Annotated in this window: 20 protein-coding genes and 1 pseudogene; 8 read left to right on the top strand and 13 right to left on the bottom strand. The window is 71.1% G+C overall.

Features of this window, described 5'->3' with window-relative positions; genetic code table 11:
- Positions 1-168 precede the first annotated feature (168 nt).
- The gene (locus tag G3I41_RS03440) at positions 169-1,890 is read right to left on the bottom strand and encodes a carbohydrate-binding module family 20 domain-containing protein (protein WP_164398820.1); all 1,722 of its coding nucleotides are present in this window, start codon (positions 1,888-1,890) and stop codon (positions 169-171) included.
- Positions 1,891-2,446: 556 nt separating this feature from the next.
- Here G3I41_RS03440 and G3I41_RS03435 point away from each other — a divergent pair.
- Positions 2,447-3,265 carry a hypothetical protein gene (locus G3I41_RS03435; RefSeq protein WP_164398819.1) on the top strand — a complete coding sequence of 273 codons (819 nt, stop codon included), beginning with the start codon at positions 2,447-2,449 and terminating at the stop codon, positions 3,263-3,265.
- Between the two features lie 84 nt (positions 3,266-3,349).
- Here the strand turns inward: G3I41_RS03435 and G3I41_RS03430 are convergent, their stop codons facing one another.
- From G3I41_RS03430 to G3I41_RS03410, 5 genes are all read right to left on the bottom strand, one after another.
- Positions 3,350-4,420: a LacI family DNA-binding transcriptional regulator gene (locus G3I41_RS03430; RefSeq protein ID WP_164398818.1), complete on the bottom strand. Its 1,071-nt coding sequence runs from the start codon at positions 4,418-4,420 to the stop codon at positions 3,350-3,352.
- A complete protein-coding gene (locus G3I41_RS03425; protein ID WP_164398817.1) occupies positions 4,405-6,132 on the bottom strand; it encodes an alpha-amylase family glycosyl hydrolase in 1,728 nt (575 codons plus the stop codon). The genes G3I41_RS03430 and G3I41_RS03425 overlap by 16 nt, the downstream gene beginning before the upstream one ends.
- Positions 6,133-6,230: 98 nt before the next feature.
- Positions 6,231-7,115, bottom strand: coding sequence for a carbohydrate ABC transporter permease (locus tag G3I41_RS03420; RefSeq protein WP_164398816.1), 885 nt, complete (start codon positions 7,113-7,115; stop codon positions 6,231-6,233).
- Positions 7,112-8,128 (bottom strand): sugar ABC transporter permease, encoded by a 1,017-nt coding sequence (locus G3I41_RS03415; protein ID WP_164398815.1) that lies wholly within the window; start codon positions 8,126-8,128, stop codon positions 7,112-7,114. Before G3I41_RS03415 ends, G3I41_RS03420 begins: the two co-directional genes overlap by 4 nt.
- A 20-nt stretch (positions 8,129-8,148) precedes the next feature.
- The gene (locus G3I41_RS03410; protein WP_164398814.1) at positions 8,149-9,426 is read right to left on the bottom strand and encodes an extracellular solute-binding protein; all 1,278 of its coding nucleotides are present in this window, start codon (positions 9,424-9,426) and stop codon (positions 8,149-8,151) included.
- 371 nt (positions 9,427-9,797) lie between these two features.
- On the opposite strand from G3I41_RS03410, the gene G3I41_RS03405 reads away from it, so the two are divergent.
- Together G3I41_RS03405 and G3I41_RS03400 are read left to right on the top strand one after the other, a co-directional pair.
- Positions 9,798-10,862, top strand: coding sequence for a LacI family DNA-binding transcriptional regulator (locus G3I41_RS03405; RefSeq protein WP_164398813.1), 1,065 nt, complete (start codon positions 9,798-9,800; stop codon positions 10,860-10,862).
- A 162-nt stretch (positions 10,863-11,024) separates the two neighbouring features.
- On the top strand, positions 11,025-11,933 hold the full coding sequence (locus G3I41_RS03400) for a phosphatase PAP2 family protein (RefSeq protein WP_164398825.1): 909 nt from the start codon (positions 11,025-11,027) through the stop codon (positions 11,931-11,933).
- A gap of 64 nt (positions 11,934-11,997) precedes the next feature.
- On the opposite strand, the gene G3I41_RS03395 is transcribed toward G3I41_RS03400, so the two are convergent.
- Positions 11,998-14,988: a bifunctional [glutamine synthetase] adenylyltransferase/[glutamine synthetase]-adenylyl-L-tyrosine phosphorylase gene (locus G3I41_RS03395; protein ID WP_164398812.1), complete on the bottom strand. Its 2,991-nt coding sequence runs from the start codon at positions 14,986-14,988 to the stop codon at positions 11,998-12,000.
- A gap of 118 nt (positions 14,989-15,106) precedes the next feature.
- Positions 15,107-15,910 (bottom strand): putative protein N(5)-glutamine methyltransferase, encoded by an 804-nt coding sequence (locus tag G3I41_RS03390; RefSeq protein WP_164398811.1) that lies wholly within the window; start codon positions 15,908-15,910, stop codon positions 15,107-15,109.
- A 250-nt stretch (positions 15,911-16,160) separates the two neighbouring features.
- On the opposite strand from G3I41_RS03390, the gene G3I41_RS03385 reads away from it, so the two are divergent.
- Positions 16,161-16,664: a hypothetical protein gene (locus G3I41_RS03385; RefSeq protein ID WP_164398810.1), complete on the top strand. Its 504-nt coding sequence runs from the start codon at positions 16,161-16,163 to the stop codon at positions 16,662-16,664.
- Positions 16,665-16,729: 65 nt separating this feature from the next.
- Positions 16,730-17,281, top strand: a complete 552-nt coding sequence (locus G3I41_RS03380; RefSeq protein ID WP_164398809.1) for a DinB family protein — start codon at positions 16,730-16,732, stop codon at positions 17,279-17,281.
- Positions 17,282-17,517: 236 nt separating this feature from the next.
- Here G3I41_RS03380 and G3I41_RS03375 read toward each other — a convergent pair whose 3' ends face one another.
- Positions 17,518-17,982, bottom strand: coding sequence for a tetratricopeptide repeat protein (locus G3I41_RS03375; RefSeq protein WP_203600127.1), 465 nt, complete (start codon positions 17,980-17,982; stop codon positions 17,518-17,520).
- A gap of 156 nt (positions 17,983-18,138) precedes the next feature.
- On the opposite strand from G3I41_RS03375, the gene G3I41_RS03370 reads away from it, so the two are divergent.
- Positions 18,139-18,564, top strand: a complete 426-nt coding sequence (locus tag G3I41_RS03370; RefSeq protein ID WP_164398808.1) for a contact-dependent growth inhibition system immunity protein — start codon at positions 18,139-18,141, stop codon at positions 18,562-18,564.
- A 358-nt stretch (positions 18,565-18,922) separates the two neighbouring features.
- On the opposite strand, the gene G3I41_RS03365 is transcribed toward G3I41_RS03370, so the two are convergent.
- Positions 18,923-19,297: a hypothetical protein gene (locus G3I41_RS03365; RefSeq protein ID WP_164398807.1), complete on the bottom strand. Its 375-nt coding sequence runs from the start codon at positions 19,295-19,297 to the stop codon at positions 18,923-18,925.
- Between the two features lie 14 nt (positions 19,298-19,311).
- Positions 19,312-20,565, bottom strand: coding sequence for a helix-turn-helix transcriptional regulator (locus tag G3I41_RS03360; RefSeq protein WP_164398806.1), 1,254 nt, complete (start codon positions 20,563-20,565; stop codon positions 19,312-19,314).
- A gap of 289 nt (positions 20,566-20,854) precedes the next feature.
- On the opposite strand from G3I41_RS03360, the gene G3I41_RS03355 reads away from it, so the two are divergent.
- Both G3I41_RS03355 and G3I41_RS03350 read left to right on the top strand, forming a co-directional pair.
- Complete coding sequence (locus G3I41_RS03355; protein WP_343242046.1) at positions 20,855-21,241, top strand: hypothetical protein; 387 nt, start codon at positions 20,855-20,857, stop codon at positions 21,239-21,241.
- Positions 21,195-21,422 (top strand): annotated as a pseudogene (locus G3I41_RS03350) (contact-dependent growth inhibition system immunity protein); the annotation flags it as partial. The gene G3I41_RS03355 and the pseudogene G3I41_RS03350, both read left to right, overlap by 47 nt.
- Positions 21,423-21,445: 23 nt before the next feature.
- On the opposite strand, the gene G3I41_RS03345 reads toward G3I41_RS03350, so the two are convergent.
- Positions 21,446-22,435 (bottom strand): CehA/McbA family metallohydrolase, encoded by a 990-nt coding sequence (locus G3I41_RS03345; RefSeq protein WP_164398805.1) that lies wholly within the window; start codon positions 22,433-22,435, stop codon positions 21,446-21,448.
- Between the two features lie 100 nt (positions 22,436-22,535).
- Positions 22,536-23,897 carry a type I glutamate--ammonia ligase gene (gene glnA, locus G3I41_RS03340; protein ID WP_018103490.1) on the bottom strand — a complete coding sequence of 454 codons (1,362 nt, stop codon included), beginning with the start codon at positions 23,895-23,897 and terminating at the stop codon, positions 22,536-22,538.
- Positions 23,898-24,056: the final 159 nt, after the last annotated feature.

Raw genomic sequence — 24,056 nt, 5'->3', positions numbered from 1 at the left:
CCAGGGCCGCGCACAGGGCGGCCGCGACGACGGCGGTCGCCGTTCTGCGTGCGGGCACGCGCGGGTACGGACGTTTCACTCGGGCTCTCCTCGGAGGGGTACGGGGGTGTGCGGGGCCGGACGGGCCGCTGGGGGACGGCCCGTCCGGCGGGTGAGTGGCGTGCGGGGTCAGCCGCGCCAGACGTCCGAGGTCAGCGTGACCCTGCCGGAGGACGGCACCGTGGCCGTGCGGTTGGCACCGCTCTCCCAGGTCACGTTGCCGCTCGCGTCCTTGCGGATGTACTTGTACTCGAACGTGGTGCCCGCGGGCAGGTTCACGTCGAGCTTCCAGACCGGGTACGTCGCCGGGTCCAGCTTCAGCGCGCTGCCGGTGTTCCAGTTGCCGAGGGCGGACTGGTTGCCGGTGACGTAGATGTTCTGGCCGAGCTGGGTGGTGGCGTTGACGCCGAAGGAGGCGCCGGAGGTGCCGGTCTCGGAGCCGGGGTCGGTGCCGGGGTCGGTGGAGCCGCCGCCGCAGGTGCGGGCGCCGGTGTGCAGGGCGAGCGCGGTGTCGGCGCCGAGGGTCGCGGTGAACTGACCGGAGCCGTTGACCGTGACGCCCTTGCCGGACTGGACGTCGCAGTAGTCGCCGGCGGGCAGTGACGTCTGGAACGTGCGCGTCAGCGAGGAGCCCTCGTGGTTGATCGCCACGTACGCCTTGGAGCCGCGCCCGAAGGCGATCTGGTCGCCGCCGTTGTCCCACCAGTTGGTGACGGCCTCACCGCGCGCGGTGTTGCGGAGGCCGACCATGGAGGAGATCTCGCGCCAGGCGTGCTGGCACTTCCAGCCGTCGCTGTAGCAGGCGTTCACCGTGCCGCCGTTGGGCGGGCCGGCGTCCTTGTCGGACCACTCGTAGCCGGAGTGGACGTCGGGCGAGCCGTAGGGCCAGGCCAGCATGAACACGCTGGCGAGCGTGTAGGTGGCGCCGTCCTTGTAGTTCAGCGTCTCGCCGTTGCGCTCGGTGTCGTGGTTGTCGACGAACACCGCGGCCTTCGAGGAGGACATGAAGCCCCAGCCCTCGCCGAAGTTCTTCAGGTTGGCGAGGTTCTCGTTGTTGAACACCTGCTTGAGGCCGCGGGCGTACCGGAACTCCTGTACGTCGCCGTTGCCGGCGTACTCGTCGGGCGAGACCGCCTCGCCGGCCCCGTAGATCGCCTCCTGCTTCCAGTAGGCGTTGGGGTTGCTCAGCCGGGACTTGATGTTGGCGAGGTCACCGGCGGGCATGTGCTTGGCCGCGTCGATGCGGAACCCGTCGACGCCGAGCGAGAGCAGGTCGTTGAGGTAGCCGGCGATCTTCCCGCGTACGTAGTCCTCACCGGTGTCCAGGTCGGCGAGCCCGACCAGTTCGCAGTTCTGGACGTTGGCGCGGTTGCCGTAGTTGTTGATCTCGGAGGTGCAGTCGTCCATGTCGTACGAGGAGTACAGCCCGGGGTAGTTGTACTTCGTGTACGAGGTGCCGCCCGTGCCGGTGCCCGAACCGCTCGTCATGTGGTTGATGACCGAGTCCGCGACCACCTTGACGCCCGCGCCGTGGCAGGCGTTCACCATGTTGGCGAAGGACGTACGGTCCCCGAGCCGCCCGGCGATCTTGTAACTGACCGGCTGGTACGAGGTCCACCACTGGCCGCCCTGGATGTGCTCCTGCGGCGGCGAGACCTGGACGTAGCCGTATCCGGCGGGGCCGAGGGTGTCCTTGCACGCCTTGGCGACAGAGTCGAACTTCCACTCGAAGAGGACGGCGGTGACGTCCTTGGTGCCCGGGGCGGACGCCTCGGCCGTCGTGGCGGGGACCACGAGGGCGGCGGCTCCCGCGACGAGGGCGAGCGCGGCAGACAGGGGTCTGCTGGCCATGTTTTCCTCCTGCTGTGGGGGAAACTGCGGGTGACGGTTCAGCCCTTACGGCAACGCGCCCTGCCCTCAAGGCTCCTGAAGGTTCTTGCTGCAAGAATGCAAATCTTGCCGCAGCGAGACCGTACGAGCCCGGCAGGTCCCGGTCAACCCTTTGGACATCACCCGCTCACCTCCACGAAATACCGCGGAATTCTTCCTGCAAGGTCTTACGCAAGACATTGCAGCCCTGTTAGGTTTCTTCCGACTCCGGTCCGGTCGGCCGGGGGTCCCGTTACCCCGGGCCCCACGCGCCCGGCCGGCCGGACCGGTCAGGACATGAGAGGCACCGGCAGTCACACCTCCCCGCCGGCCCGACCGGGCCGACTGCCGGTGCCTCTCCTGTGACCGCCCGCCCCGGGCCACGAACCGTCCCCGGGCCGCGACTAGGCTCGCCCCCATGTGGCCAGGAGAGCAGTCGTCCCCCGATCAGCCGAACCCGCCCGGCACTCAGCACAGTTCGCCCCCGGCGGGACCCGGCCGGGGCGGCCCCGACTGGCACGCCGCCCCCACGGTCGGCATGAGCACCCCCGAGCCGCCGCGCCCCCGCCGCAACCGGACCACGGTCGCCGTGGTGGCCGCCTCCGCGGCGGTCGTCGTGGCCTGCGCGGCGGTGGGCTACCTGACCCTCCGCGACGGCGGGAACGACGAGGCCGACCCGCGGCCGGCGCCCGCGGCGAGCGCGTCCGCGAGCACCGGGGGCACGGAACGGGGGGCCGGAGGCGGCGGCTCGGACCCGCTCGTCCCCGGCTGGAACACGGTGGTCAACGCCAAACGCGGCATCACCTTCGACGCGCCCGCCTCCTGGAAGCGCCAGTCCGCGGACTGGGTGAGTTACGTCGCGGAGAACGACGACCCCGAGGAGAAGCCGCTGGTCGCGATGATGGCCCCGGCGGTCCTCAAGGAGAAGTGGTGCACCTCCGACGACGACAAGGACGGCAGCCCCGAGACGTTCTCGCTCGCCTCGGTCGGCACCACCGGGGAGCAGGGTGCCAAGAGCGCGGCCGAGGCCGCCGAGGACACGGCCAAGACGTGGGTCTACGGCCTCTACACCCAGCCCGACCGCTCCCGCCTCACGGTCGGTGAGCCCGAGTCGTTCCGGACGACGTCGGGCGTCGAGGGCAGCCTCGTGACCGTCACCTCGTCCGGAGCCCCGAAGAAGGGCAAGTGCGACACCGACGGCAAGGCGGTGACCTTCGCCTTCAAGAACGCGGAGGGCAGGTTCGTCTCGTGGACCTACGTCGGGGCGCACGGCGTCCAGGACGAGGTGTCCGACGCCACGATCCGCCGGATCCTCTCCACCGTCCGCCTCTTCGAGGACGGCGACGGCGAGGGCTGAGGCCGCGCCGGCGGTACACCGGCGCTCCCGGACACGCGTGAGGGCCGGGTCCCCCCTCCGGACCCGGCCCCCTCCGCTGCCCGCTCACGTGCTCCGCAGCGCCGCCGTCGAGCCCCGGACCACCAGCTCCGGCTGGAAGACGTACTCCGTGCGCTGTACGGGGCTCCCGCCGATCTCCTCCAGCAGCGCGCCCACCGCGGCCGCCGCCATCGCCTGGACCGGCTGGCGGACCGTGGTCAGCGGCGGGTCGGTGAACGCGATGAGCTGCGAGTCGTCGAAGCCCACCACGGACACGTCGCGCGGCACGTCGAGCCCGCGGTCCCGGGCCGCGCGGACCACGCCCAGCGCCATCAGGTCGCTGCCGCAGACGATGCCGGTGCATCCCCGGTCCAGCAGCGCGCCCGCCGCGACCTGGCCGCCCTCTACGCTGAACAGCGTGGAGCAGACCAGGAGTTCGGCGTCGGCGCGGTCCAGGCCGAGCACGTAGACCGCGGCGTCCACGAAGCCGTCCCGCTTCCGCCGGGAGGGGACGTAGCGCTGCGGCCCTATGGCCAGGCCCACCCGGCGGTGGCCGAGTTCGGCGAGATGGCTCACGGCCATCCGCACGGCGGCGGTGTCGTCGGGCGAGACGAACGGGGCGCTGATCCGTTCGTTGTACCCGTTGATCAGGACGAACGGCACCCCGCGCTCGGACAGCGCGGCATAGCGCGCCGGGTCGGCCGAGGTGTCGGCGTGCAGCCCGGACAGGAAGACGATGCCGCCGACGCCGCGCTCGACCAGCTGCTCGACCAGCTCGTCCTCGGTGGCGCCGCCGGGCAGCTGGGTGCAGAGCACCGGCGTGTAGCCGTGCCCGGCGAGCACCTGCTCCACCGACTGGGCGAACGCCGGGAAGATCGGGTTGGTCAGCTCGGGGGTGACCAACCCGATGAGCCCGGCGCTGCGCTGCCGCAACCGCACGGGCCGCTCGTAGCCCAGGATGTCGAGCGCCGCGAGCACCCGCTGACGCGTGGTGTCCGCGACGCCCGGCTTGCCGTTGAGGACCCGGCTGACGGTCGCCTCGCTGACGGACGCCTGGCCGGCGATGTCCGACAGCCGCAGCGCACCGCCCGCGCCGGGGCCCCGTGGCGGGGGGACGGTCGTCACACCGTCCACCACACCGTGGTGTCCGCGGGCAGCTCGACCGTGTCGCCGTCGGTGGCGACCGGCGCGCTGGACAGCAGGACCGTGCCCGGCACGGGGACGCGGACCGGGGCGCCCGTGGTGTTGACGGTGCAGACGAACCCGGGGCGGGCGAACGCGAGCAGCCCCTCCGGAGCGTCCAGCCAGCGCACATCGGCGCCCGCGCCGAGCCCGGGGTGCGCCCGGCGGGCGGCGATGGCGGCCCGGTACAGCTCCAGGGTGGAACCGGCCGCGCCGGTCTGCGCCTCGACGCTCAGCTCGCCCCAGCCGGTGGGCTGCGGAAGCCAGCTGCCGCCCGCGCCGAAGCCGTACGAGGAGCCCTCGCGGGTCCACGGGATCGGGACGCGGCAGCCGTCGCGGAAGCCGTCCTGGCCCTCGGCCCGGAAGAACGACGGGTCCTGGCGCGCCTCGTCGGGCAGGTCGGTGACGTCGGGCAGTCCGAGTTCCTCGCCCTGGTAGACGTAGGCGGAGCCGGGCAGCGCCAGCATCAGCATCGTGGCCGCGCGGGCCCGGCGCAGGCCCAGCTCGCGGTCGCCGGGGGTGCGGATCTGGGTGCCGAGGCCCGCCGGGTTGGCGAACCGGGTGGCGTGCCGGGTCACGTCGTGGTTGGACAGCACCCAGGTGGTGGGGGCGCCGACCGGCCGCATGGCGTCGAGCGAGGCGTCGATGACCTGGCGGAGCTCGGCGGCGTCCCAGGCGGTGGCCAGGTACTGGAAGTTGAACGCCTGGTGCATCTCGTCGGGGCGCACGTAGTTGGCGGTGCGCTCGACGGTCGGCGTCCACGCCTCGGCGACGGCGATCCGCCCGCCCGTCGCCCGCCCCCGCCCTTCCGCGGAAGGCCCTGCGGGCCCCATCGTGTCGGGGTACTCGTCCAGGATGGTGCGCCAGCTGCGGTAGATCTCGTGCACCCCGTCCTGGTCGAAGAACGGCATGACATCGTTTCCGAGCAGCTTCAGCTGGTCGTGGGTGCCCAGGTCGGGCAGCCCCTCGGCCTTGACCAGACCGTGCGCGACGTCCACGCGGAACCCGTCGACGCCCATGTCGAGCCAGAAGCGCAGGATCGAGCGGAACTCGTCGGCGACGGCCGGGTGCTCCCAGTTGAAGTCGGGCTGCTCGGGCGCGAAGAGGTGGAGGTACCACTCGCCGGGGGTGCCGTCCGGGTCGGTGGTTCGGGTCCAGGCGGGGCCGCCGAAGATGGACTCCCAGTCGTTGGGCGGGAGTTCACCGTTCGCGCCCTTGCCGGGGCGGAAGTGGTAGCGGTCGCGCAGGGCGGAGCCGGGGCCCTCGGCGAGCGCGCGCCTGAACCACTCGTGCTGGTCGGACGAGTGGTTGGGCACCAGGTCGACGATGATCCGCAGGCCCAGGCCGTGGGCGTCGCGGATCAGCGCGTCGGCGTCGAGCAGGCTGCCGAACATCGGGTCGATGGCCCGGTAGTCGGCGACGTCGTACCCGGCGTCGGCCTGCGGGGACGCGTAGAACGGGCTGAGCCAGACCGCGTCGACACCGAGCTCCTTGAGGTACGGGAGTCTGCCGCGTACGCCTGCGAGATCGCCCATGCCGTCGCCGTTGCCGTCGGCGAAGCTGCGCGGATAGACCTGGTAGATCACCGCGTCCTGCCACCAGCCGGTGCGGTGGCCGGCGGCGTCGTCGGACGTACCGGTGGAGGGGGCAGCGAGGTGCTGGGTCATGTCGTCCCTGGGGTGTCTGGGTGGGGGGTGGCGCCGGGACCGGGTCGGGATTCCGGCGCCACCGTGACTGGTGCGTGCGTGCGTGCGGGCGGGCGTGCTCAGCCCTTGACGGCTCCGGCGGACATGCCGGTGACGAGGTGCTTCTGCGCGAACAGGAACACCAGGGCCGCGGGTATCGCGATCAGTACGGACGCGGCGGTCATCGGGCCCCACTGGGCGCCGTACTGGTTGACGAACTTCTGCAGGCCGCCCGCGAGGGTCAGGTTCTCGTCGCCGACCATGAAGGCGGAGGCGTAGGCCACCTCGCCCCAGGCGGTGATGAAGGAGTAGAACGCGGTGACGGCGAGGCCGGGCTTGGCCAGGGGGAGGATGAGCCGCCAGAAGGTGCCGAACGGGGTGAGGCCGTCGACCATCCCCGACTCGTCGATCTCGCGCGGGATGGTGTCGAAGAAGCCCTTCATCATCCAGGCGCAGAACGGCACCGAGATCGTCAGATAGGTGATCACCAGACCGGCGGGCTGGTTGATCAGGCCCAACGAGGACATGATGTTGTAGATCGGCACGATGAGGACGGCGACCGGGAACATCTGGGTCACCAGCAGGGTCCACATCAGACCGCGCTTGCCGGGGAACCGGAAGCGGCTGACGGCGTAGCCGGTGGTGGCGGAGACGAAGACGCCGAGGACGGTGCTGAGCCCCGCGATGATCACGGAGTTGCCGAACCAGGTCAGGAACTCGGTGTCCTTGATCAGGTTCGTGTAGTTCACGATCGTCGTGTCGCGGAAGAAGTCCGTGGTGGTGGCGTACTTCGCGGGCTTCAGCGAGGTCAGCAGGACCCACAGCACCGGGAAGACGGCGATCACCGAGGCGACGATCAGCGTGAGGTGCAGGGCCACGGACGCGACCGGCGAACGCTCTCCGCGCTTGCGGGGCGGACGGCCGGCGTGCCGGGCGGGGGCGGGGGTGTGCGCGGCGGTGGTCACCAGTTGTCTCCCTGGGTGCGGAGCACTCGCCGGTAGACCACGGCGAAGAGCATCAGGAGTACGAGGATCAGGACGCCCCAGGTCGACGACTGGGCGAAGTCGCGCGGGCTGATCTCGAAGGAGAACTTGTACGCCTGGGTGACGAGGATCTGCGTGGACTCACCGGGGCCGCCCCGGGTGAGCAGGAAGATCACCGGGAACATGTTGAAGGTCCAGATGGTGGAGAGCAGGACCACCGTGGTGGAGACCGGGCGCAGTCCCGGCAGCGTGACGTGGCGGAAGCGCTGCCAGGCCGTCGCGCCGTCCATCTCCGCGGCCTCGTACTGCTCCGACGGAATGGCCTGCAGACCGCCGAGCAGGGCGACCATGATGAAGGGCACGCCGAGCCAGACGTTGACGGCGATGACGGAGAACTTCGCCCAGGTGGGGTCGTTCAGCCACGGGACGCCGTCGATGCCGACGCCGCCCAGGACCCTGTTGAGCAGGCCGCGCTCCTCGTTGTAGAGGAAGCGCCAGGCGAAGACCGAGACGAAGCCGGGGATGGCCCAGGGCAGGATCAGGGCCATGCGGTAGATGGAACGGCCGGCGATCCTGCGGTTCAGGATGTTGGCCAGAGCCATGCCCAGCACGAAGGTGATGCCTACGCAGGAGACCGTCCACACCAGGGTCCAGACCAGGGTGTCGAGGAACTGACCGCCGGTGAGGGCGTCCGCGTAGTTGTCCAGTCCCACGAACTTGTAGGTGGCCGGCATGTCGTTGACGCCGATGGAGCGGGCGACGTTGCGCTCGTTGGCGTCGGTCAGCGACAGCCAGATACCGCGGACCAGCGGGTACCCGATGATCACGCCGATCACGATCACCACCGGGGCGACCATGGCCCAGGCGTACCAGTGAACGGAGAGGGCCCGCCGGAGCACGCCCGGCCGCGGAGGGGTGCCAGTACCGCGGCTCCGGCCGCGGGCGACGTCGTCGCCCGCGGCCTTCGCCACCGACTGGCTGGTGTGGACAGCCATCAGTCGGCCTGCCTTCCTGGTTACTTCCAGCCCTTGAGGAGCTTGCGGTAGGAATCACCGGTGGCCTTGGCGGCCTTCTCCGGCGTGGTCTGACCGGTGAGCACCTTGGTGTACTCGGTGTTCAGCGGCGCGAAGAGGCTGCCGGTCTCCGGGATCCAGGGCCGCTCGACGGCGGTCTCGACGACGGGCTTGAAGAACTGGACGATCTCGCTGCCCACGGCCTCCGGCTTGGCGTACGCGGAGGTGCGGGTGGGGAGCAGGTTCAGCTCACCGGCGGTCTGCGCCTGGGTCTCGACCGACGTCATGTAGTCGACGAAGGCGTAGGAGGCTTCCAGGTTCTTGGAGCCCGCGTACACGGCCAGGTTGTGACCGCCCTGCGGGGCGCCCTGCGCGGCGGAGCCGGCCGGGACCGGGGCGACGCCCAGGTTGGCCTTGTCGGTGAACTGGTCGCCGGTCAGCGTGTCGGCGACCGCCCAGGGGCCGTTGATCATCATCGCGACGTCGCCGTTCTTGAACGACTGCATCATGTTCTCCCAGCCGTCCGTGGCGTCGGTCTTCGCCGCCCCGGAGTCGACCAGGTCCTTGACGACCTCGAACGCCTTGACGCCCTCGGGCTTGTCGATGGTCACCGTCTTCTCGGGGGCGTCGACCAGGTCGCCGCCCTCTCCGTAGAGGAAGGAGAGGAAGTAGTACGAGTCGTCGCCGCGCAGGTAGAGGCCGGTCTTGCCGGTCTTCGACTTGATCTTCTTGGCGACCGACTTCAGCTCCGAGATGGTGTTCGGCGGCTTGACGCCCGCCTTCTCGAACATCTTCTTGTTGTAGAAGACGCCCATGGAGTCGATGACCTGCGGAACGGCGTAGGTCTTGCCGTTGTACTTCGTGGAGGCCACGGCCTGCTTCAGGAAGTCGTCCTGGTCCTTCAGCGCGGACGTGCCGTCCAGCGGCGCGAGGTAGCCGAGGTCAGCGAACTCGGGGGTCCACGCGACCTCGGAGCGGATCACGTCGGGGGCGCCGGAACCGGCCTGCGCCGCGTTCTTGAACTTGTTCTGCGCCTCGCCGAAGGGCACGTTGACGTACTTGACGTCGACCTTCGGGTGCTTCTTCTCGAAGCCCTCGGCGATCTTCTTGAAGACCTTGTCCTCGGTACCCGCGCCGGACGTGTCCCACCACGTCACGGTGCCGGAGAGCTCGCCCGAGCCCTTCGAGGTGCTGCCGGACTTGTCGTCATCGCTGCCGCAGGCGGTCGCCGCGAGCGCCAGGGCCGCGACCAGGGCGGTGGCCGTTATGCCACGTCGCATCTGAACTCCTTCAACTGCCGTACCGCTCCGTCGCGGCGCCGGGTCGACGTGAACGTAACAAGGATGAAAGACGACCGAAAGACTTTGCGGAAGATTTCTGCAAGCTCCGGCGATCGTTACATTGGCGTGTCCTCAAGGTTGCCGTCAAGCCACTTGACGAAACTCCCCGATCCCTGCCACAGAGGGCCCACCAGCCCCGATTCCGCAGTGCGACGATCCGACCGCAGCCGGCAAACGGGGTCCGCAAGACCTTGCAAGACGTTGCCGCCGGACACCACGAGGCGCCGCTCCGGGCACCCCGGCGCGGCCGCTCCCGCCCGATTCCTGCGCATGGTGGGCAATCCGACCCGCTCCCGGTACAGTCCATTGCCATGACCGCACGGCTTGCCGATATCGCAACTCAGGCGGGGGTCAGCGAAGCGACGGTCAGCCGCGTACTGAACGGCAAGCCCGGGGTAGCCGCTGCCACCCGCGAATCCGTACTCGCCGCCCTCGACGTACTCGGTTACGAACGGCCCGTACGGCTGCGCAGGCGCAGCGCGGGGCTCGTCGGCCTGATCACGCCCGAGCTGGAGAACCCGATCTTCCCGGCGCTCGCCCAGGTCATCGGGCAGGCACTGACCCGGCAGGGCTACACCCCGGTCCTCGCGACCCAGACCCCGGGCGGCTCCACCGAGGACGAGCTGACCGAGATGCTGGTCGACCGGGGCGTCTCCGGGATCATCTTCGTCTCCGGGCTGCACGCCGACACCTCGGCGGACATGGGGCGGTACGAGCAACTGCGCGCCCAGGGCGTCCCCTTCGTCCTGGTCAACGGCTTCTCGTCCAAGGTGCAGGCACCTTTCATCTCGCCGGACGACCGGGCCGCGATGCGGCTGGCGGTGACGCATCTGGTGTCGCTGGGCCACACCCGGATCGGCCTCGCGGTCGGCCCGAAGCGCTTCGTGCCGGTGCTCCGCAAGATCGAGGGCTTCCACGCCACGATGCGCGAGCAGTTGAACCTGACGGCGGACGAGGTCGAGGAGCTGATCCAGCACTCCCTCTACACGCTGGAGGGCGGCCAGGCCGCCGCCTCCGCGCTGATGGAGCGGGGCTGCACGGCGGTGGTCTGCGCGAGCGACATGATGGCCCTCGGCGCGATCAGGGCCGCCCGCCGGCTCTCCCGCGAGGTCCCGCGCGACCTGTCGGTGGTGGGATACGACGACTCGCCGCTCATAGCGTTCACCGACCCGCCGCTGACCACGATCCGCCAGCCGGTGACCGCGATGGGCCAGGCCGCGGTGCGCACGCTCCTGGAGGAGATCGGCGGCACGCCCGCGCCGCACAGCGAGTTCGTCTTCATGCCGGAGCTGGTGGTACGCGGCTCCACCGCGGCGGGCCCCGGCCAGGATACGGCCGCCCCCGTCGCCCTTCCAGGATCGCACGCGCGGGCGTAACCGGCCCGTCGCACACCCCTGGGCACCGCCGCCGGACGTGCAACTCGCGCCTATCCGGAGGATCATCGGGCAGAGAAGGCAAATCTGGCAGACTCTGTGCCTATGGGTGAATTGAGCGTGAAACGACAGGAAGGCCGCACGGAGGCCACCCCGTCACCCATCGTGAACGAGGCGGCTCCCGAGGCGAACACCAAGCAGTCCGGTCGCACGCACGGGCTCGGCAGAGCGCTCGACAGACCACTCGATCACGTCGTGTCCCGGCTGCGCTCCCCACGGTCGCCACGGCGGCCCCGCCTCTGGTTCGAAATCCTGCTCGTGGCGGTGAGTTACTGGGTGTACTCGCTGGTGCGCAACGCGGTGCCGGAGCAGAAGGCCGCGGCCCTCGCCAACGCGGACTGGCTGTGGTCGGTCGAACGCTTCCTCGGCATCGCGGTCGAGCAGTCGGTCAACCACGCGGTGAACTCCGTGACATGGCTGATCGTGTCGATGAACTACTACTACGCGACGCTGCACTTCATCGTCACGATCAGTGTGCTCGTATGGTTGTTCCGTCGGCATCCGGGCCGGTACGCGGCAGCCAGGCTGGCCCTGTTCGCCACCACGGCCGTCGCGCTGCTCGGCTACTACCTGTACCCGCTGGCGCCGCCCCGCCTGATGAACGGGGGCCACTTCATCGACACGGTCCTGGTGCACCAGACCTGGGGTTCGATGGCGTCGGGCAACTTCAAGAACATGTCGAACCAGTACGCGGCGATGCCGTCGATGCACATCGGCTGGTCCCTCTGGTGCGGCCTCACCGTCTTCGCCCTGGCCTCCGCCCCCTGGGCGCGCATCCTGGGGCTGCTGTACCCCGCGGTCACCCTGATGGTGATCGTGTCGACGGCGAACCACTTCTGGCTGGACGCGGTGGGCGGCATGGCGTGCCTGGCGTTCGGCTACGCGGTGACGTACGCGTGGTACGGGTCGCTGCCGCACCGGCTGCCCAGGTGGATCCCGCGCACGTCGGACCGCCCTCGCCTCAGCGCGCTGGGGGCGCGGCCCCACCGCGAGCCGGCGGCGACCCGCAACTGACCCCCGGGGGCTCCGCCCCGGACCCCGCCCTTCAGTCGCCGGAGGGGCTTGGTTCCACCCCCGCTCACCCCCCGTAGAACCGCTCCTCCACGACTCCTCGCGCCCGCCGCGTCACGCGGCGGTAGTCGTCGAGCATGTCGCCCACATGCCCCTCCTCGTACCCCAGATACCGCCCGACCGCGCTGAGCTCACGCGGGACCGAGGGGAACGTGTCGCCCGGGCGCCCCCGTACGAGCATCACCGCGTTGCGGACCCGCGTCGCCAGGACCCACGCCTCGTCCAGGGTCTGGGCGTCGTCCTCGGGGATCAGGTCCGCCGCACACGCCGCGGCCAGCGCCTCACGGGTGCGGGTGGTCCGCAGACCGGGCACCTCGTGGCCGTGGCGCATCTGCATCAGCTGGACCGTCCACTCGACGTCGCTCAGCCCGCCGCGCCCCAGTTTCGTGTGCAGTGCCGGGTCCGCGCCGCGCGGCAGCCGCTCCGACTCCATCCGGGCCTTGAGCCGCCGGATCTCGCGGACGGCGTCATCGCCCAGCCCGCCCGCCGGGTACCGCAGGGGGTCGATCAGCTCCACGAACTCCGCGCCCAGGTCCAGGTCCCCGGCCATCGGCTCGGCCCGCAGCAGGGCCTGGCTCTCCCAGCCCAGGGACCAGCGCCGGTAGTACGCGTCGTACGACTTCAGGGTGCGTACGAGGGGCCCGTTCTTGCCCTCCGGGCGCAGGTCGGGGTCGATGAGGAGCGGCGGGTCCGCGGTGGGCAGCTGGAGGAGGCGCCGCATCTCGGAGACCACCCGGTTCGCCGCCCGGCCCGCCTCCTGCTCGTCCACGCCCTCCCGGGGCTCGTGCACGAAGAGGACGTCCGCGTCGGAGCCGTATCCCAGCTCGTGCCCGCCGAACCGCCCCATGCCGATGACGGCGAACCGGGTCGGCAGGGTGTCGCCCCACTCCGCCCGCACGGCGGCCCGCAGCGCACCGGCGATGGTGACGGCGTTCAGGTCCGTGACGGCGCTGCCGACCCGGTCCACGAGGGCTCCGGGGTCGGGCTCGGCGGGGCTGTCCTCCGTACCGTACGAGCCGATGAGGTCGGCGGCCGTCGTGCGGAACAGCTCGCGCCTGCGCACCCCGCGCACCACCGCGACGGCCGTCTCCGCGTCGTCCGCGCGGCCGACGGCGGCCAGCACCTCCTGCTCCAGGTGGACCCGGCTGCGGGGGGCGAGTCCCTGCGGGTCGCCGAGGATGGAGACGGCCTCCGGGGCGCGCAGCAGCAGGTCCGGGGCGAGCCGGCCGGCCGACAGGACCCGGGCGAGGTTCTCGGCCGCGGCGCCCTCGTCGCGCAGGAGCCGCAGGTACCACGGGGTCTTGCCGAGCGCGTCGGACACCTTGCGGAAGCCGAGGAGCCCGGCGTCCGGGTCGGCGGAGTCCGCGAACCAGCCGAGCAGCACCGGCAGCAGGGTGCGCTGGATGGCGGCCTTGCGGGAGACCCCGGACGACAGCGCCTCCAGATGACGGAGGGCGGCGGCCGGGTCCTCGTAACCGAGGGCGACGAGCCGGGCGGTGGCGGCCTTGGTGCTGAGCCGGGACTCGCCGGGCGCGAGCTGGGCGACGGCGTCGAGCAGCGGCCGGTAGAACAGCTTCTCGTGCAGCCGCCGCACCACGGAGGCGTGCCGCCGCCACGCCTGGTTCAGCTCGGCGATGGGGTCGGTGCGCAGCCCGAGGGAGCGGCCGAGGCGCCGCAGGTCGGGCTCCTCGTCGGGGACGAGGTGGGTGCGGCGCAGCCGGTAGAGCTGGATGCGGTGCTCCATGGCGCGCAGGAAGCGGTAGGCGTCGTCCAGCTGTACGGCGTCGACGCGCCCCACGTAACCGCCCTCGGCGAGCGCCCCCAGCGCCTCCAGGGTCGATCCGCTGCGCAGGGCGGGGTCGCTGCGGCCGTGCACGAGCTGCAGGAGCTGTACGGCGAACTCGACGTCCCGCAGCCCGCCGGGGCCGAGCTTCAGCTCCCGGTCGACGCGGTCGGCGGGGATGGTGTCGACCACGCGGCGGCGCATCTTCTGGACGTCGGGGACGAAGTTCTCCCGGTCCGCGGCCTGCCAGACGAGCGGGGACACCGCCTCGACGTACTCCTCGCCGAGCGCCCGGTCCCCGGCCACCGGCCGGGCCTTCAGCAGCGCCTGGAACTCCCAGGTCTTGGCCCAGCGCTGGTAGTACGCGAGGTGCGAGGAGAGCGTGCGGACGAGGGGGCCGTTGCGGCCCTCGGGCCGGAGGTTGGCGTCGACGGGCCAGATGGTGCCCTCGACGGTGGTGTCGGAGCAGATCCGCATGAGGTGCGAGGCGAGCCGGGTCGCGGCCTGCATGGCCTTGCTCTCCTCGGCGCCGTCGGCGGGCTCGGCGACGAAGATGACGTCCACGTCGGACACGTAGTTCAGCTCGTGGCCGCCGCACTTGCCCATCGCGACGACCGCGAGCCGGCACTGCGCGGCGTCGTCGGGGGCGGCGGCGGACGCGATGCGCAGGGCGGCGCGCAGGGTCGCGGTGGCGAGGTCGGCCAGCTCGGCGGCGGTCTCGGCGACGTCGGTCGTGCCGCAGACGTCCCGCGCGGCGATGGACAGCAGGCACCGCCGGTAGCCGACGCGCAGGGCGTCCGGATCGTCCGCCCCCGCCAGCTCGCCCTCGAACTCGGTGACCCCGGGGTGCAGGTCGGCGGCCTCGTACGTGACGAGGGCCTGCCAGTCGCGCGGGTGCCGGGCCAGGTGGTCCCCGAGCGCCTCGGACGCGCCGAGCACCCCGAGCAGCCGGTCCCGCAGCGGCTTGGCGGTGACCAGGGTGTCCAGCAGGATCTGCCGCTCCCCCGCCTTCTCCGCCTCGACCAGCCGGACGAGGCCGCGCAGGGCGAGGTCGGGGTCGGCGGTGGCCCCGAGCGCGTCGAGGAGCACGGAGTCGGAGCGTACGGACGAGAAGTCGGGCAGGTCGAGCAGCCGCTCGGCGGCGGACGGGTCGGTGAAACCGTGCCGCAGCAGTCGGGTGAACGTGCTGCTCCTGCGCCCCGGCACCATGGTCATCCCGCGCTCTCCCGCTCGCCGCCCGATCAGCTCCCAGCCTTCGGAGTTTAGGCGGTGCGGGCGCGGGGAGCGGGGAGCGGCCGGGGTGTGGGGCGCGGCCCCGCCTCCGGCGTCCCGGTCAGCCCGCCGCAGGCCGTACCGGCAGCGTTCCGGTGACGACGGTCGCGTACCGCTCCTCGCAGGAGACGACGCGCGCCACGAGTCCGCCGTCCGCCAGGACCTGCTCCGCGGCCTCGGCCTGCCGTTCGCTCGTCTCGACCAGGAGGCTGCCGCCCGGGGCGAGCCAGCGCGGTGCCTCCGCGGCGACCCGGCGCAGGACGTCGAGGCCGTCGCCGCCGCCGTCGAGCGCGACGAGCGGTTCGTGGACGCGGGCCTCGGCGGGGAGGAGGGCGACATCGCCGGTCGGGACGTACGGCACGTTGGCGAGGAGCACGTCGACGCGCCCGCGCAGGGCGCCGGGCAGGGGCGCGAAGAGGTCGCCCTCGTAGACGCGCCCCCGGTCCCCGATGTTGCGCCGGGCGCAGCGTACGGCGGCGGGCTCGACGTCGGCGGCGTGGAGTTCGACCCGGCCCAGGGCGGCGGCGAGCGCGGCGCCGAGCGCGCCGGACCCGCAGCACAGGTCGACCACGACGGCCGGGTCCGGGGCGAGGGCGACGGCCCGCTCGATCAGGAACTCGGTGCGGCGGCGGGGGACGAAGACGCCGGGGTCGACGGCGATCCGCAGCCCGGCGAACTCGGCCCAGCCGAGGACGTGTTCGAGGGGGTGCCCGGCGGCGCGCCGCTCGGCCATGGCTTCGATGTCAGCGGGGCGGGCGGCGGTGGCGGCGATGAGCCCGGCCTCGTCCTCGGCGAAGACGCAGCCGGCGGCGCGGAGGGTGGCGACGAGGGAGGAGAGGTCGGACGGTGACAGCGGGACCGGCATGGTGCGGAGCCTTTCGGAGGAACGCCGAGGGGTGCTCCGCGGCAGGCCCTAGGTCCGGTCGGCCACGCGTTCGCGGGAGGGGAGCACCCGTGTCGAAACAGCGGTAATGGGTCCCACCTCCTTGGTCATGTCCCCATGCGGGGATGCGAAAGACTACCGCAGGTTTCAGCCCCCCGAGGTGGTGCGAACGCCGGCGCCGGCGCGGGCTCACCCGCGTCCCGGTGCGCGACACTGTCGGATGATGAGCCATGTGAGCGTTCCAGCGAGTTCCTCCGTCGGCGCCTGGGTCTTCGGGCTGGAGGAGATCCCGGCCGCTGACGCGGGCGAGTGCGGCCAAGTGCGTCAGGTCGCCCCGGTCTTCGGAAGGACTCTGATCAGAGCCCCCGAGGACGCACCTCAGGCGTTGCGCTGGGCAGCGGAGGAGATCGTCGACCAGTGCGGGCCGGACTGGACGGCCTCGGCCTTCCTTCTGCAATGGCTCAGGATCGAGGCGGGCGACGAACTACGGCTGGGTGTGGAGAGCTGCTCCATGGAGCGCGTCCCCGGTGACCGCGTCCGGCTGCACGCCCACTACGACCAGTGGGAGGACCTGGTCGTCCCCCTCCCGGCCGTTCGACGCATGCTGATCGACATGATGCACTTCCTGCTGACCGAGGCCCGCCACCCGCTGCCCGCGTGGCGCATACGACGGCTGGGCGGGCGGGAATGGAGCCACCGCCGCACCGCCGATGAGGGCCTGTCCGGCGGAAGTTGAGCGAGCGGTGTGTCGCGTCCACCCGCCTGTTGCACGGTCAGCTCCAGCCGCTAAGGTCTGCAGCCATGATCGAGACAAAGACCGAGGCTTGGCCGGAACCTCCCCTCGCCGGCACCGAGGCCGCAGCGATCCTCGGCGCCCTCGAACGTCAGCGCGCCACCCTGGCCTGGAAGTGCTCCGGTCTGGACGCCGCCGGCCTACGGGCCACGCTCGGCACGTCCACCGTCACCCTGGGCGGCCTCCTCAAGCACCTGGCACACGTGGAGGACAGCCACTTCGCCCGGCTCTGGCTCGACTCCCCCGTCGGAGCCCCTTGGGACGGCGTCGACTGGGACAGCACCCCCGACTGGGACTACCGCTCCGCCGCGGAGGACACCCCCGACCAACTGCGCGTTCTCTGGCAGGAATCGGTCGCCCGTTCACGTGCCGTCGTCGACGAGGCGCTCAGTGCCGGTGGGCTGGACCAGCTCGGCGCCTACACCACTCGTAGCGGCGAACGCCCCAACCTCCGCCGCATCCTCCTCGACCTCGTCGAGGAGTACGCCCGCCATGCCGGGCACGCCGACCTCATCCGCGAATCCGTCGACGGGCTCACGGGCGAGGACCCGCCGAGGTGAACTGAACCATGGCGTGGAGCGTCGGCCGGCCTCCAGCACGCTCACTCTGCCGAGGGCGGGTTCCTGGCGATCACGTGCTCGACAGATGTCGATGATCCGCCGGACAGTTCACAGCTCCGTCCCGGCCGCGTCTCGGCCCGTCCGTCGCGGCGGCGCGTCGCCCTGGACAAGGACCCTTCGGTTACCCGCCCCGCCTACGGGGATCAGCGCGTACGCCGCTGTGCCGCACGCTCCGGTCACGGGTGGTCGGCGCCCTCCGCCTTGCCGCGCCGGATCGTCAGTACGTTCCGGGTCCATCGCGTATCGGGGTGGTCCTCCCCCAGTACGCGCACCATGTCGGCCAGAACTTCCTCGTACGCGGACAGCGCGCCGGCCTCGTCTCCGGCTTCCCAGACGTGCCCGGCATGGTTGAAGCGCGTGATGAGCACGTGCGGGTGATCCGCTCCCAGGGCGTCCGTCCGGGCTGCCAGCATCCGTGCGTGGACCTCCAGCGCACCGGCCGCGTCACCCAGTTCGCGCAGCCGATGAGCCTCGTGCCGGAGGTCGAGGGTCTCGGGCGCCTCCTCGCGCAACACCCGGTCCCGGACGTCGAGTTCCCGGCGTGCCCGTGCCACCCGGTCTCCCCGCCACCGCCTGCGCGCCACCTCGGCGGCACACCCGGCGGCCAGCAGGGCTGCGGTGATCTTCCATGGTCGTGACATACACCTTCCCCCCCGTCGCACTGCTGTCTCCGGTGTCGACGCCCCGCACGGGTGTCCGGGTTCCCACCGCCGCGGCATCCCCGACCGGTCCGCTCCTCCCGGCCGCCGCGGCCCCGACGACGTATCCGGGCTTCGGCTCCCCCGACAATGAACGCCATGGCCCCTCTCCTGCATCTCGACCGCACGCTCGATGAACTGGATCCGCCAAGCTGGCCGGACCCGCCCGCCGACACGACCCACCTGGTACGGAAAGTGCACGCGCTGCGGCGCGTACCGCTGCGCGAACTGCGCCCGGCGGACCTGCGCACGCTCGTCTCCCAGCATGTGGCACTGCCGTACGTCGCACCGCTCGCCGTGCGCCTCCTCGTGGACGATCCACTGCTCGACGCGTACTTCTACCCGGGCGACCTCCTGCTCGCCACCGTGAACATCCCACCGCCGGTCTGGGCCCTGCTGCCGGAGGTTGCCGAAGAGCTGCGTGCCGCCGTCACGGCCCTGCCGGAGCCGGCGTACGACGCTCTTCCCCGAGGCGCCGCGGACGACTTGGCCCGCTTCAGCACGCGGCCGAGTGACGCCGTCTAGGGGGACCGAATGGACGTGGGGGCGGTACTGATCGCGATCACCGGCGTCATAGGCGCCACGAGAGAGGCGATGAGGCGGGACCGGGGTGTCACCGCAGCCCCCGACGCGAGAGCCACCCGACGGACACCACCCGCCACTGCCGGCAACCCCCCAGCCCTGACCACGGATGTCACCGGGTCACCCGACGGTCTCGACTAGGGTCGATGGCCGCCATCTCCTTCGCCTACGGCAGTTGGCGTGCGGCCGGCTGCGGGCCCGGTGCTCGATCTGGGCGCGGTCGGTGATGACGCAGGGCGAGCCTCGGGGCTCAACCAGTCACCTCACCCCCTGAACGATGCCCCCGGTGTCGACCACTCCGCTACGTCGCAAGCCGCCGCGCGGCCTCAATGGCCTCGAAGATGTCGGCGTCGGTCTCCCGCTGCCACGCGGGCAACGCATCCCAGTCGGCGACGTACCCGGGCTTCGGCTCCTCGAAGTGCTTGTACATCTGGGCCGTCCAGCACAGGGCGACGAACCGCCCCTTCTGCTCCCGGGACAACCGCGCCGCTTGCCCGCCGCTCACCTCAGCGAACTGCCGCACCTGCGCGTACACCGCCCCGGCCGCTTCCCGTTCCCACTGCGGAGTCTCCTCCCACGGCGTGACGTACCCGGCCTTCGGCTCCCCGGGAAAATGCCGCCGCACACCGGCGATCCAACTTTCCCGAAAGAACCGCGCACCTTCGGTCTGCGACATGAACACGCCCCTCTTCACAGTGTGTTGCGCACGCCGATCTCCGCCCCGAGCTCCGCCACGCGTCGGTCGCCGATCAAGGGCCCGAGCTCGTCGCACAGGGCACGAAGTCTACGGGTGACATAGCCGGACCCCGAGGTGCGCGCCAAGCCGAGGGCTTCGATTCCGTAGGCGACCACTTGGTCGGGGTCGCGCCGCTTCGCGCCGACGGCAGCCAGGTCCACAAGCACCGCCGCACGTCGCCGGTAGGACGGTCCGGACGCCAGTGCGGTCTGCATCAGCGCTTCCTGCAACGTCTGCTCCGCCAGATCCAATCGGCCGAGTTGGACATACCGCGACCCCCGCTCCTCCATGAGGCGCGCGCCGTCGAACCTGAGCCAACCGCCGCCGGCGCTGTCTCCCGTCACGTCACGTACGTGCTCTGCCTGGTCCAGCGCGCGTTCGCACGCGGCCAGATCGCCCAAGCCCGCGTATGCCTCGGCCTGGACCGACGCGACCCAATGGCGCGTCGAGAGGTGGCTGTCGCCCCGCGCCGCCAGTCTCGCGGCCGCCCCGAGCATCTGCGCGGCCTGCTGGTAGCGCCGCTCCGACATGTCGACGTAGGCATGCCGCACAAGTGCGCAGGCCCACAGGTCGTACGCATCGGCGTCCTTGCTGACGGAGGCAGCCAACGAGTACGAAGCTGCCGCATCGGCGTACCTACTCGCGTCGAACGCCACTTCACCGGCGAGCTGAAACAGGTCGGCCGCTGCGCTCAACAGAGGGCGAGGGCTGCCACGGTGCCCGGCGAGTGCATGGGTGAGGGCGGTCAGTTGATCACGGACAACCGGGTGGACAGACCCCTTGGAGCGGGCCAGTTGGTACACCTGCCAGAGGTGGCCGTTCATGCGTGCGAAATCGGCCGGCTCTCCCCGGCGTACGCCGTCGACAAGAGCTTCGGCCTCTTCCACCGGCAGGATGGTCAGGGCCCCGCTGATGGTCAGTATCCGAAGGAATTCACGGCGAATCATTTGGTCGGGGTCTCCCGCGTCGTGGGACTGTGCGGCTTGGTGCCCGACCGCCACCCGGCCGGTGCATTGCGGCGGTGGCAGGAGGGCATCCAGTTCGGGAAGGCTGACTTCCAGCGCTGATGCCAAGCGACGCCTCTGAGGTGGTTGAGGCTGGATCGCGCCTCTCTCCCAGCGCCCGACCGTCGTACGGTCCACGCCCACCAGCTCAGCCAGCCTCTCCTGACTGTAGCCCAGCGTCCTGCGCCGTTCCGCCAGCCCCATGACGCCTCCCTCACTCCGAATCCGGCCTGCTCCGCGCCATGCCCGAATCTGCATCAAGAGTGCCCATAGGTGCCGTGGAGACCTGCGACTTCGCGCGATTTCCTGGTGTCCGACCAGGACGGATGCACGAAATCATCAAGGAGTTCGACCATGACTACGGGAAGAGCGAGGCGCAGGTGGTCATGACCCTGCGGGTTTCCCGCGACTCCGGCCGGTCGTGGGGGCCGAGGACGGACGTCAGAGCGGGCAGCAATCGAGTGGTGCCCATCGGCTCGGGCGTGTTCCCACCGTGCATGTGTCCGCGCTGCACCACCCGAACGGCACGGTGATGCGGTGCACGCTCTGGCGTCGGCTGCCGCTGCCCCTCGCCGACGAAGCGCGTCAGATGGCGGCATCGGGTTGCGTCGACGCGGCCGTGCAGTGCCAACTCACCGGCCACACAAGCGGCCCGCACTACGCACTCCTGGACGAGGCCGGGCCTGCCACCGCCCTGTGGCTCCGGTGGCACAACGCCGAAGTCGGGTTCAGCGTCCTCCCCGACTGTCCGTCCACCGCCCCCGGTCACGACGGCGACGCCTGCTGCCTGTTCGCCGGGCACGCCGGCCGGCACATGTGGAACGAGGCCGACCATGAACGCCATGGACGTCCTGCTGCACCTCGGTCGGACCCTCGATGAGCTGGATCCGCCGCGCTGGCCGGATCCGCCCTCCGCCTCGACCCGCCTGGTGCAGACGGTGCACGCGCTGAGGCGCGTACCGCTGCACGGACTGCGGGCGGCGGATCCGCGGACGCTCGTCTCGCAGGGGGTGGCGCTGCCGTACGTCGTCCCGCTCGCCGTGCGCCTGTTGGTGGAGCAGCCATTGCTCGACGCCTGCTTCGGTCAATCGAGGATGACCGGATTGGTGAGTGCGGCGACGTGCCCGCCGGGGTGGCGGACCTCGATGCGGACGAACGCCGACCGCTCCGCCGTCGTGGTCCACCGCACTTCCCCCGCACCGTCATCGGGCAGCGGCGCCCGGTGGACCTCGCCCCGGTCGGTGTGGAAGCTGACGGCCCCCGCCGGCACGCCCCGTACGGCCGCGCGGACCTCCACCCGCCCGCCCCGAGTCGCGAGGCGCTCGCCCAGTCCTGCGACGCGGCCATCGACGTGCGCGGTGAACGACCCTTCCACGTCCGCCGATTCGGCGATCCAACTGCGGCCGGCGCGGATGCCGGCCAGGACCGCCGCCGCGCTCAGTTCCTCGGCGAAGACCACGGTGTGCGGGTTCCCCATCTGCCCTTCCAGGTGGGTGTCGCTGTTGCCCATCGCCGGCCGCCACGAGCCCGTACGCACATCCGCCGCCAGCGCCCGCCCCCACTCGGCCAGGGCCGCCTCGTTGTCGGCGTTCCAGGGCCGGTCCGAAGCCCACAGTCCGTTCCAGACCTCCACCACGTCGAAGCCGGGGAACGGGAACATGAAGTCGCCCGACGGGTACGGCGCACGCGGGTGCGCGACCACGCACGCGCCGCCCGCTCGATGGACCTGGTCCAGGGATGCGCTCAGCCGCCCGTCACCGGCCCGGTGGTTCCAGTCGACGACCTCGCCGGGGGCGATACCGAGGGCGAGCCAGTGGCCGGTCCGCGTGGTCACCTCCTCCCCCAGAAGGATCAGGAAGTCGTCAGCGGCCAGATGCCCCCAGGTGCCCGGCCTCGCAGCCGCGTTGTGCTCCGTCGTCGCGATGAAGTCGAGATGGGCGGCGCGCGCCCCGGCGGCCAGCTCCTCCGGGGTGAGCTCTCCGTCCGAGTGAACGGAGTGGACGTGGCAGTCCCCCCGGTACCAGGCCGCTCCGCGCCCGACCGCCCTCACCGGCGGAAAGTCCCACCTCGGCATGCGTCTCCTCCGGCTGCCTGCCGCCCCCGTGCGCGGGCGGGACACTCGGTTGAACCGGGTGCCCCGCCCGTGTGGTGCCGTCCAAGTCGCTGGTACGCGCCTACAGCACCGGCAGCAGCGCCTTCAGTTCGAAGGCCGTCACCTCGCTGCGGTACTCCTCCCACTCCCGCTTCTTGTTGCGGAGGAAGAAGTCGAAGACGTGCTCGCCCAGCGTCTCCGCGACCAGTTCGCTCTTCTCCATCAGGGAGATCGCCTCGCCCAGGTTCTGCGGGAGCGGTTCGATGCCCATCGCGCGGCGTTCCGCGTCGGAGAGGGCCCAGACGTCGTCGTCGGCGCCGGCCGGGAGTTCGTAGCCCTCCTCGATGCCCTTGAGGCCGGCGGCCAGGAGGACCGCGTACGTCAGGTACGGGTTGGCGCCGGAGTCGATGGAGCGCACCTCGACGCGGGCCGAGCCGGTCTTGCCGGGCTTGTACATGGGGACGCGGATCAGCGCGGAGCGGTTGTTGTGGCCCCAGCAGATGTACGAGGGTGCCTCGCCGCCGGCGCCCGCGGCGCGGGAGGAGCCGCCCCAGATGCGCTTGTAGGAGTTGACCCACTGGTTGGTGACGGCGGAGATCTCCGCGGCATGGCGGAGGAGGCCCGCGATGAAGGAGCGGCCGACCTTGGAGAGCTGGTACTCCGCGCCGGACTCGTAGAACGCGTTGCGGTCGCCCTCGAAGAGCGAGAGGTGGGTGTGCATGCCCGAGCCCGGGTACTCCGAGAACGGCTTCGGCATGAACGTCGCCTGCACGCCCTGCTCCAGCGCGACCTGCTTCATGACCAGGCGGAACGTCATGATGTTGTCGGCCGTCGACAGCGCGTCCGCGTACCGCAGGTCGATCTCCTGCTGGCCGGGCGCGCCCTCGTGGTGGCTGAACTCGACCGAGATGCCCATGGATTCGAGCATCGTGATCGCCTGGCGGCGGAAGTCCATGCCGACGTTCTGCGGGGTGTGGTCGAAGTAGCCGGAGCTGTCGGCCGGGGTGGGCCGGGTGCCGTCGACCGGCTTGTCCTTCAGCAGGAAGAACTCGATCTCCGGGTGGGTGTAGAAGGTGAAGCCCAGGTCCGAGGTCTTGGCCAGGATGCGCTTGAGTACGAAGCGCGGGTCCGCGAACGACGGTGAGCCGTCCGGCATGAGGATGTCGCAGAACATCCGGGCCGTGCCCGGTGCCTCCGCGCGCCACGGCAGGATCTGGAACGTCCCCGGGTCCGGCTTGGCGATCATGTCCGACTCGTAGACGCGCGCGAAGCCCTCGATCGCGGAGCCGTCGAAGCCGATGCCCTCGTCAAACGCCTGTTCCAGCTCGGCCGGTGCCACCGCCACGGATTTCAGGTACCCGAGGACATCGGTGAACCACAGCCGTACGAACCGGATGTCGCGCTCCTCAAGGGTCCTGAGGACGAATTCCTGCTGCTTGTCCATAGCCACATCCTTGCAGTTCAGACGGTCCGTGCTCCACCTCCCGGGGCTGGGGAGAGACTCCAGTATCACGACCCCGGATTTCCCCCAGATTACGCACCCGACGTGACATGGAGCACTCGGCCACCCACTACGATCGGCGGCCGTGGTGTGTACGGGCGG

The sequence above is a fragment of the Streptomyces sp. SID9727 genome (genome assembly GCF_010550605.1).
In the GTDB taxonomy this organism is placed as follows: Bacteria; Actinomycetota; Actinomycetes; order Streptomycetales; family Streptomycetaceae; genus Streptomyces.
The sequence above is the reverse complement of the archived record's forward strand: the minus strand, read 5'-3'. Positions and strand labels throughout refer to the sequence as shown.

What these genes read in the sequence shown, in the direction of transcription:
- G3I41_RS03370 (WP_164398808.1), top strand. Translation starts at nt 18,139, where the DNA reads ATGGCCCCTCTCCTGCATCTCGACCGCACGCTCGATGAACTGGATCCG.
- glnA (WP_018103490.1), bottom strand. Translation starts at nt 23,897, where the DNA reads ATGGACAAGCAGCAGGAATTCGTCCTCAGGACCCTTGAGGAGCGCGAC.
- G3I41_RS03415 (WP_164398815.1), bottom strand. Translation starts at nt 8,128, where the DNA reads ATGGCTGTCCACACCAGCCAGTCGGTGGCGAAGGCCGCGGGCGACGAC.
- G3I41_RS03390 (WP_164398811.1), bottom strand. Translation starts at nt 15,910, where the DNA reads ATGCCGGTCCCGCTGTCACCGTCCGACCTCTCCTCCCTCGTCGCCACC.
- G3I41_RS03395 (WP_164398812.1), bottom strand. Translation starts at nt 14,988, where the DNA reads ATGACCATGGTGCCGGGGCGCAGGAGCAGCACGTTCACCCGACTGCTG.
- G3I41_RS03375 (WP_203600127.1), bottom strand. Translation starts at nt 17,982, where the DNA reads ATGTCACGACCATGGAAGATCACCGCAGCCCTGCTGGCCGCCGGGTGT.
- G3I41_RS03405 (WP_164398813.1), top strand. Translation starts at nt 9,798, where the DNA reads ATGACCGCACGGCTTGCCGATATCGCAACTCAGGCGGGGGTCAGCGAA.
- G3I41_RS03360 (WP_164398806.1), bottom strand. Translation starts at nt 20,565, where the DNA reads ATGGGGCTGGCGGAACGGCGCAGGACGCTGGGCTACAGTCAGGAGAGG.
- G3I41_RS03345 (WP_164398805.1), bottom strand. Translation starts at nt 22,435, where the DNA reads ATGCCGAGGTGGGACTTTCCGCCGGTGAGGGCGGTCGGGCGCGGAGCG.
- G3I41_RS03435 (WP_164398819.1), top strand. Translation starts at nt 2,447, where the DNA reads ATGAGCACCCCCGAGCCGCCGCGCCCCCGCCGCAACCGGACCACGGTC.
- G3I41_RS03410 (WP_164398814.1), bottom strand. Translation starts at nt 9,426, where the DNA reads ATGCGACGTGGCATAACGGCCACCGCCCTGGTCGCGGCCCTGGCGCTC.
- G3I41_RS03425 (WP_164398817.1), bottom strand. Translation starts at nt 6,132, where the DNA reads ATGACCCAGCACCTCGCTGCCCCCTCCACCGGTACGTCCGACGACGCC.
- G3I41_RS03380 (WP_164398809.1), top strand. Translation starts at nt 16,730, where the DNA reads ATGATCGAGACAAAGACCGAGGCTTGGCCGGAACCTCCCCTCGCCGGC.
- G3I41_RS03365 (WP_164398807.1), bottom strand. Translation starts at nt 19,297, where the DNA reads ATGTCGCAGACCGAAGGTGCGCGGTTCTTTCGGGAAAGTTGGATCGCC.
- G3I41_RS03440 (WP_164398820.1), bottom strand. Translation starts at nt 1,890, where the DNA reads ATGGCCAGCAGACCCCTGTCTGCCGCGCTCGCCCTCGTCGCGGGAGCC.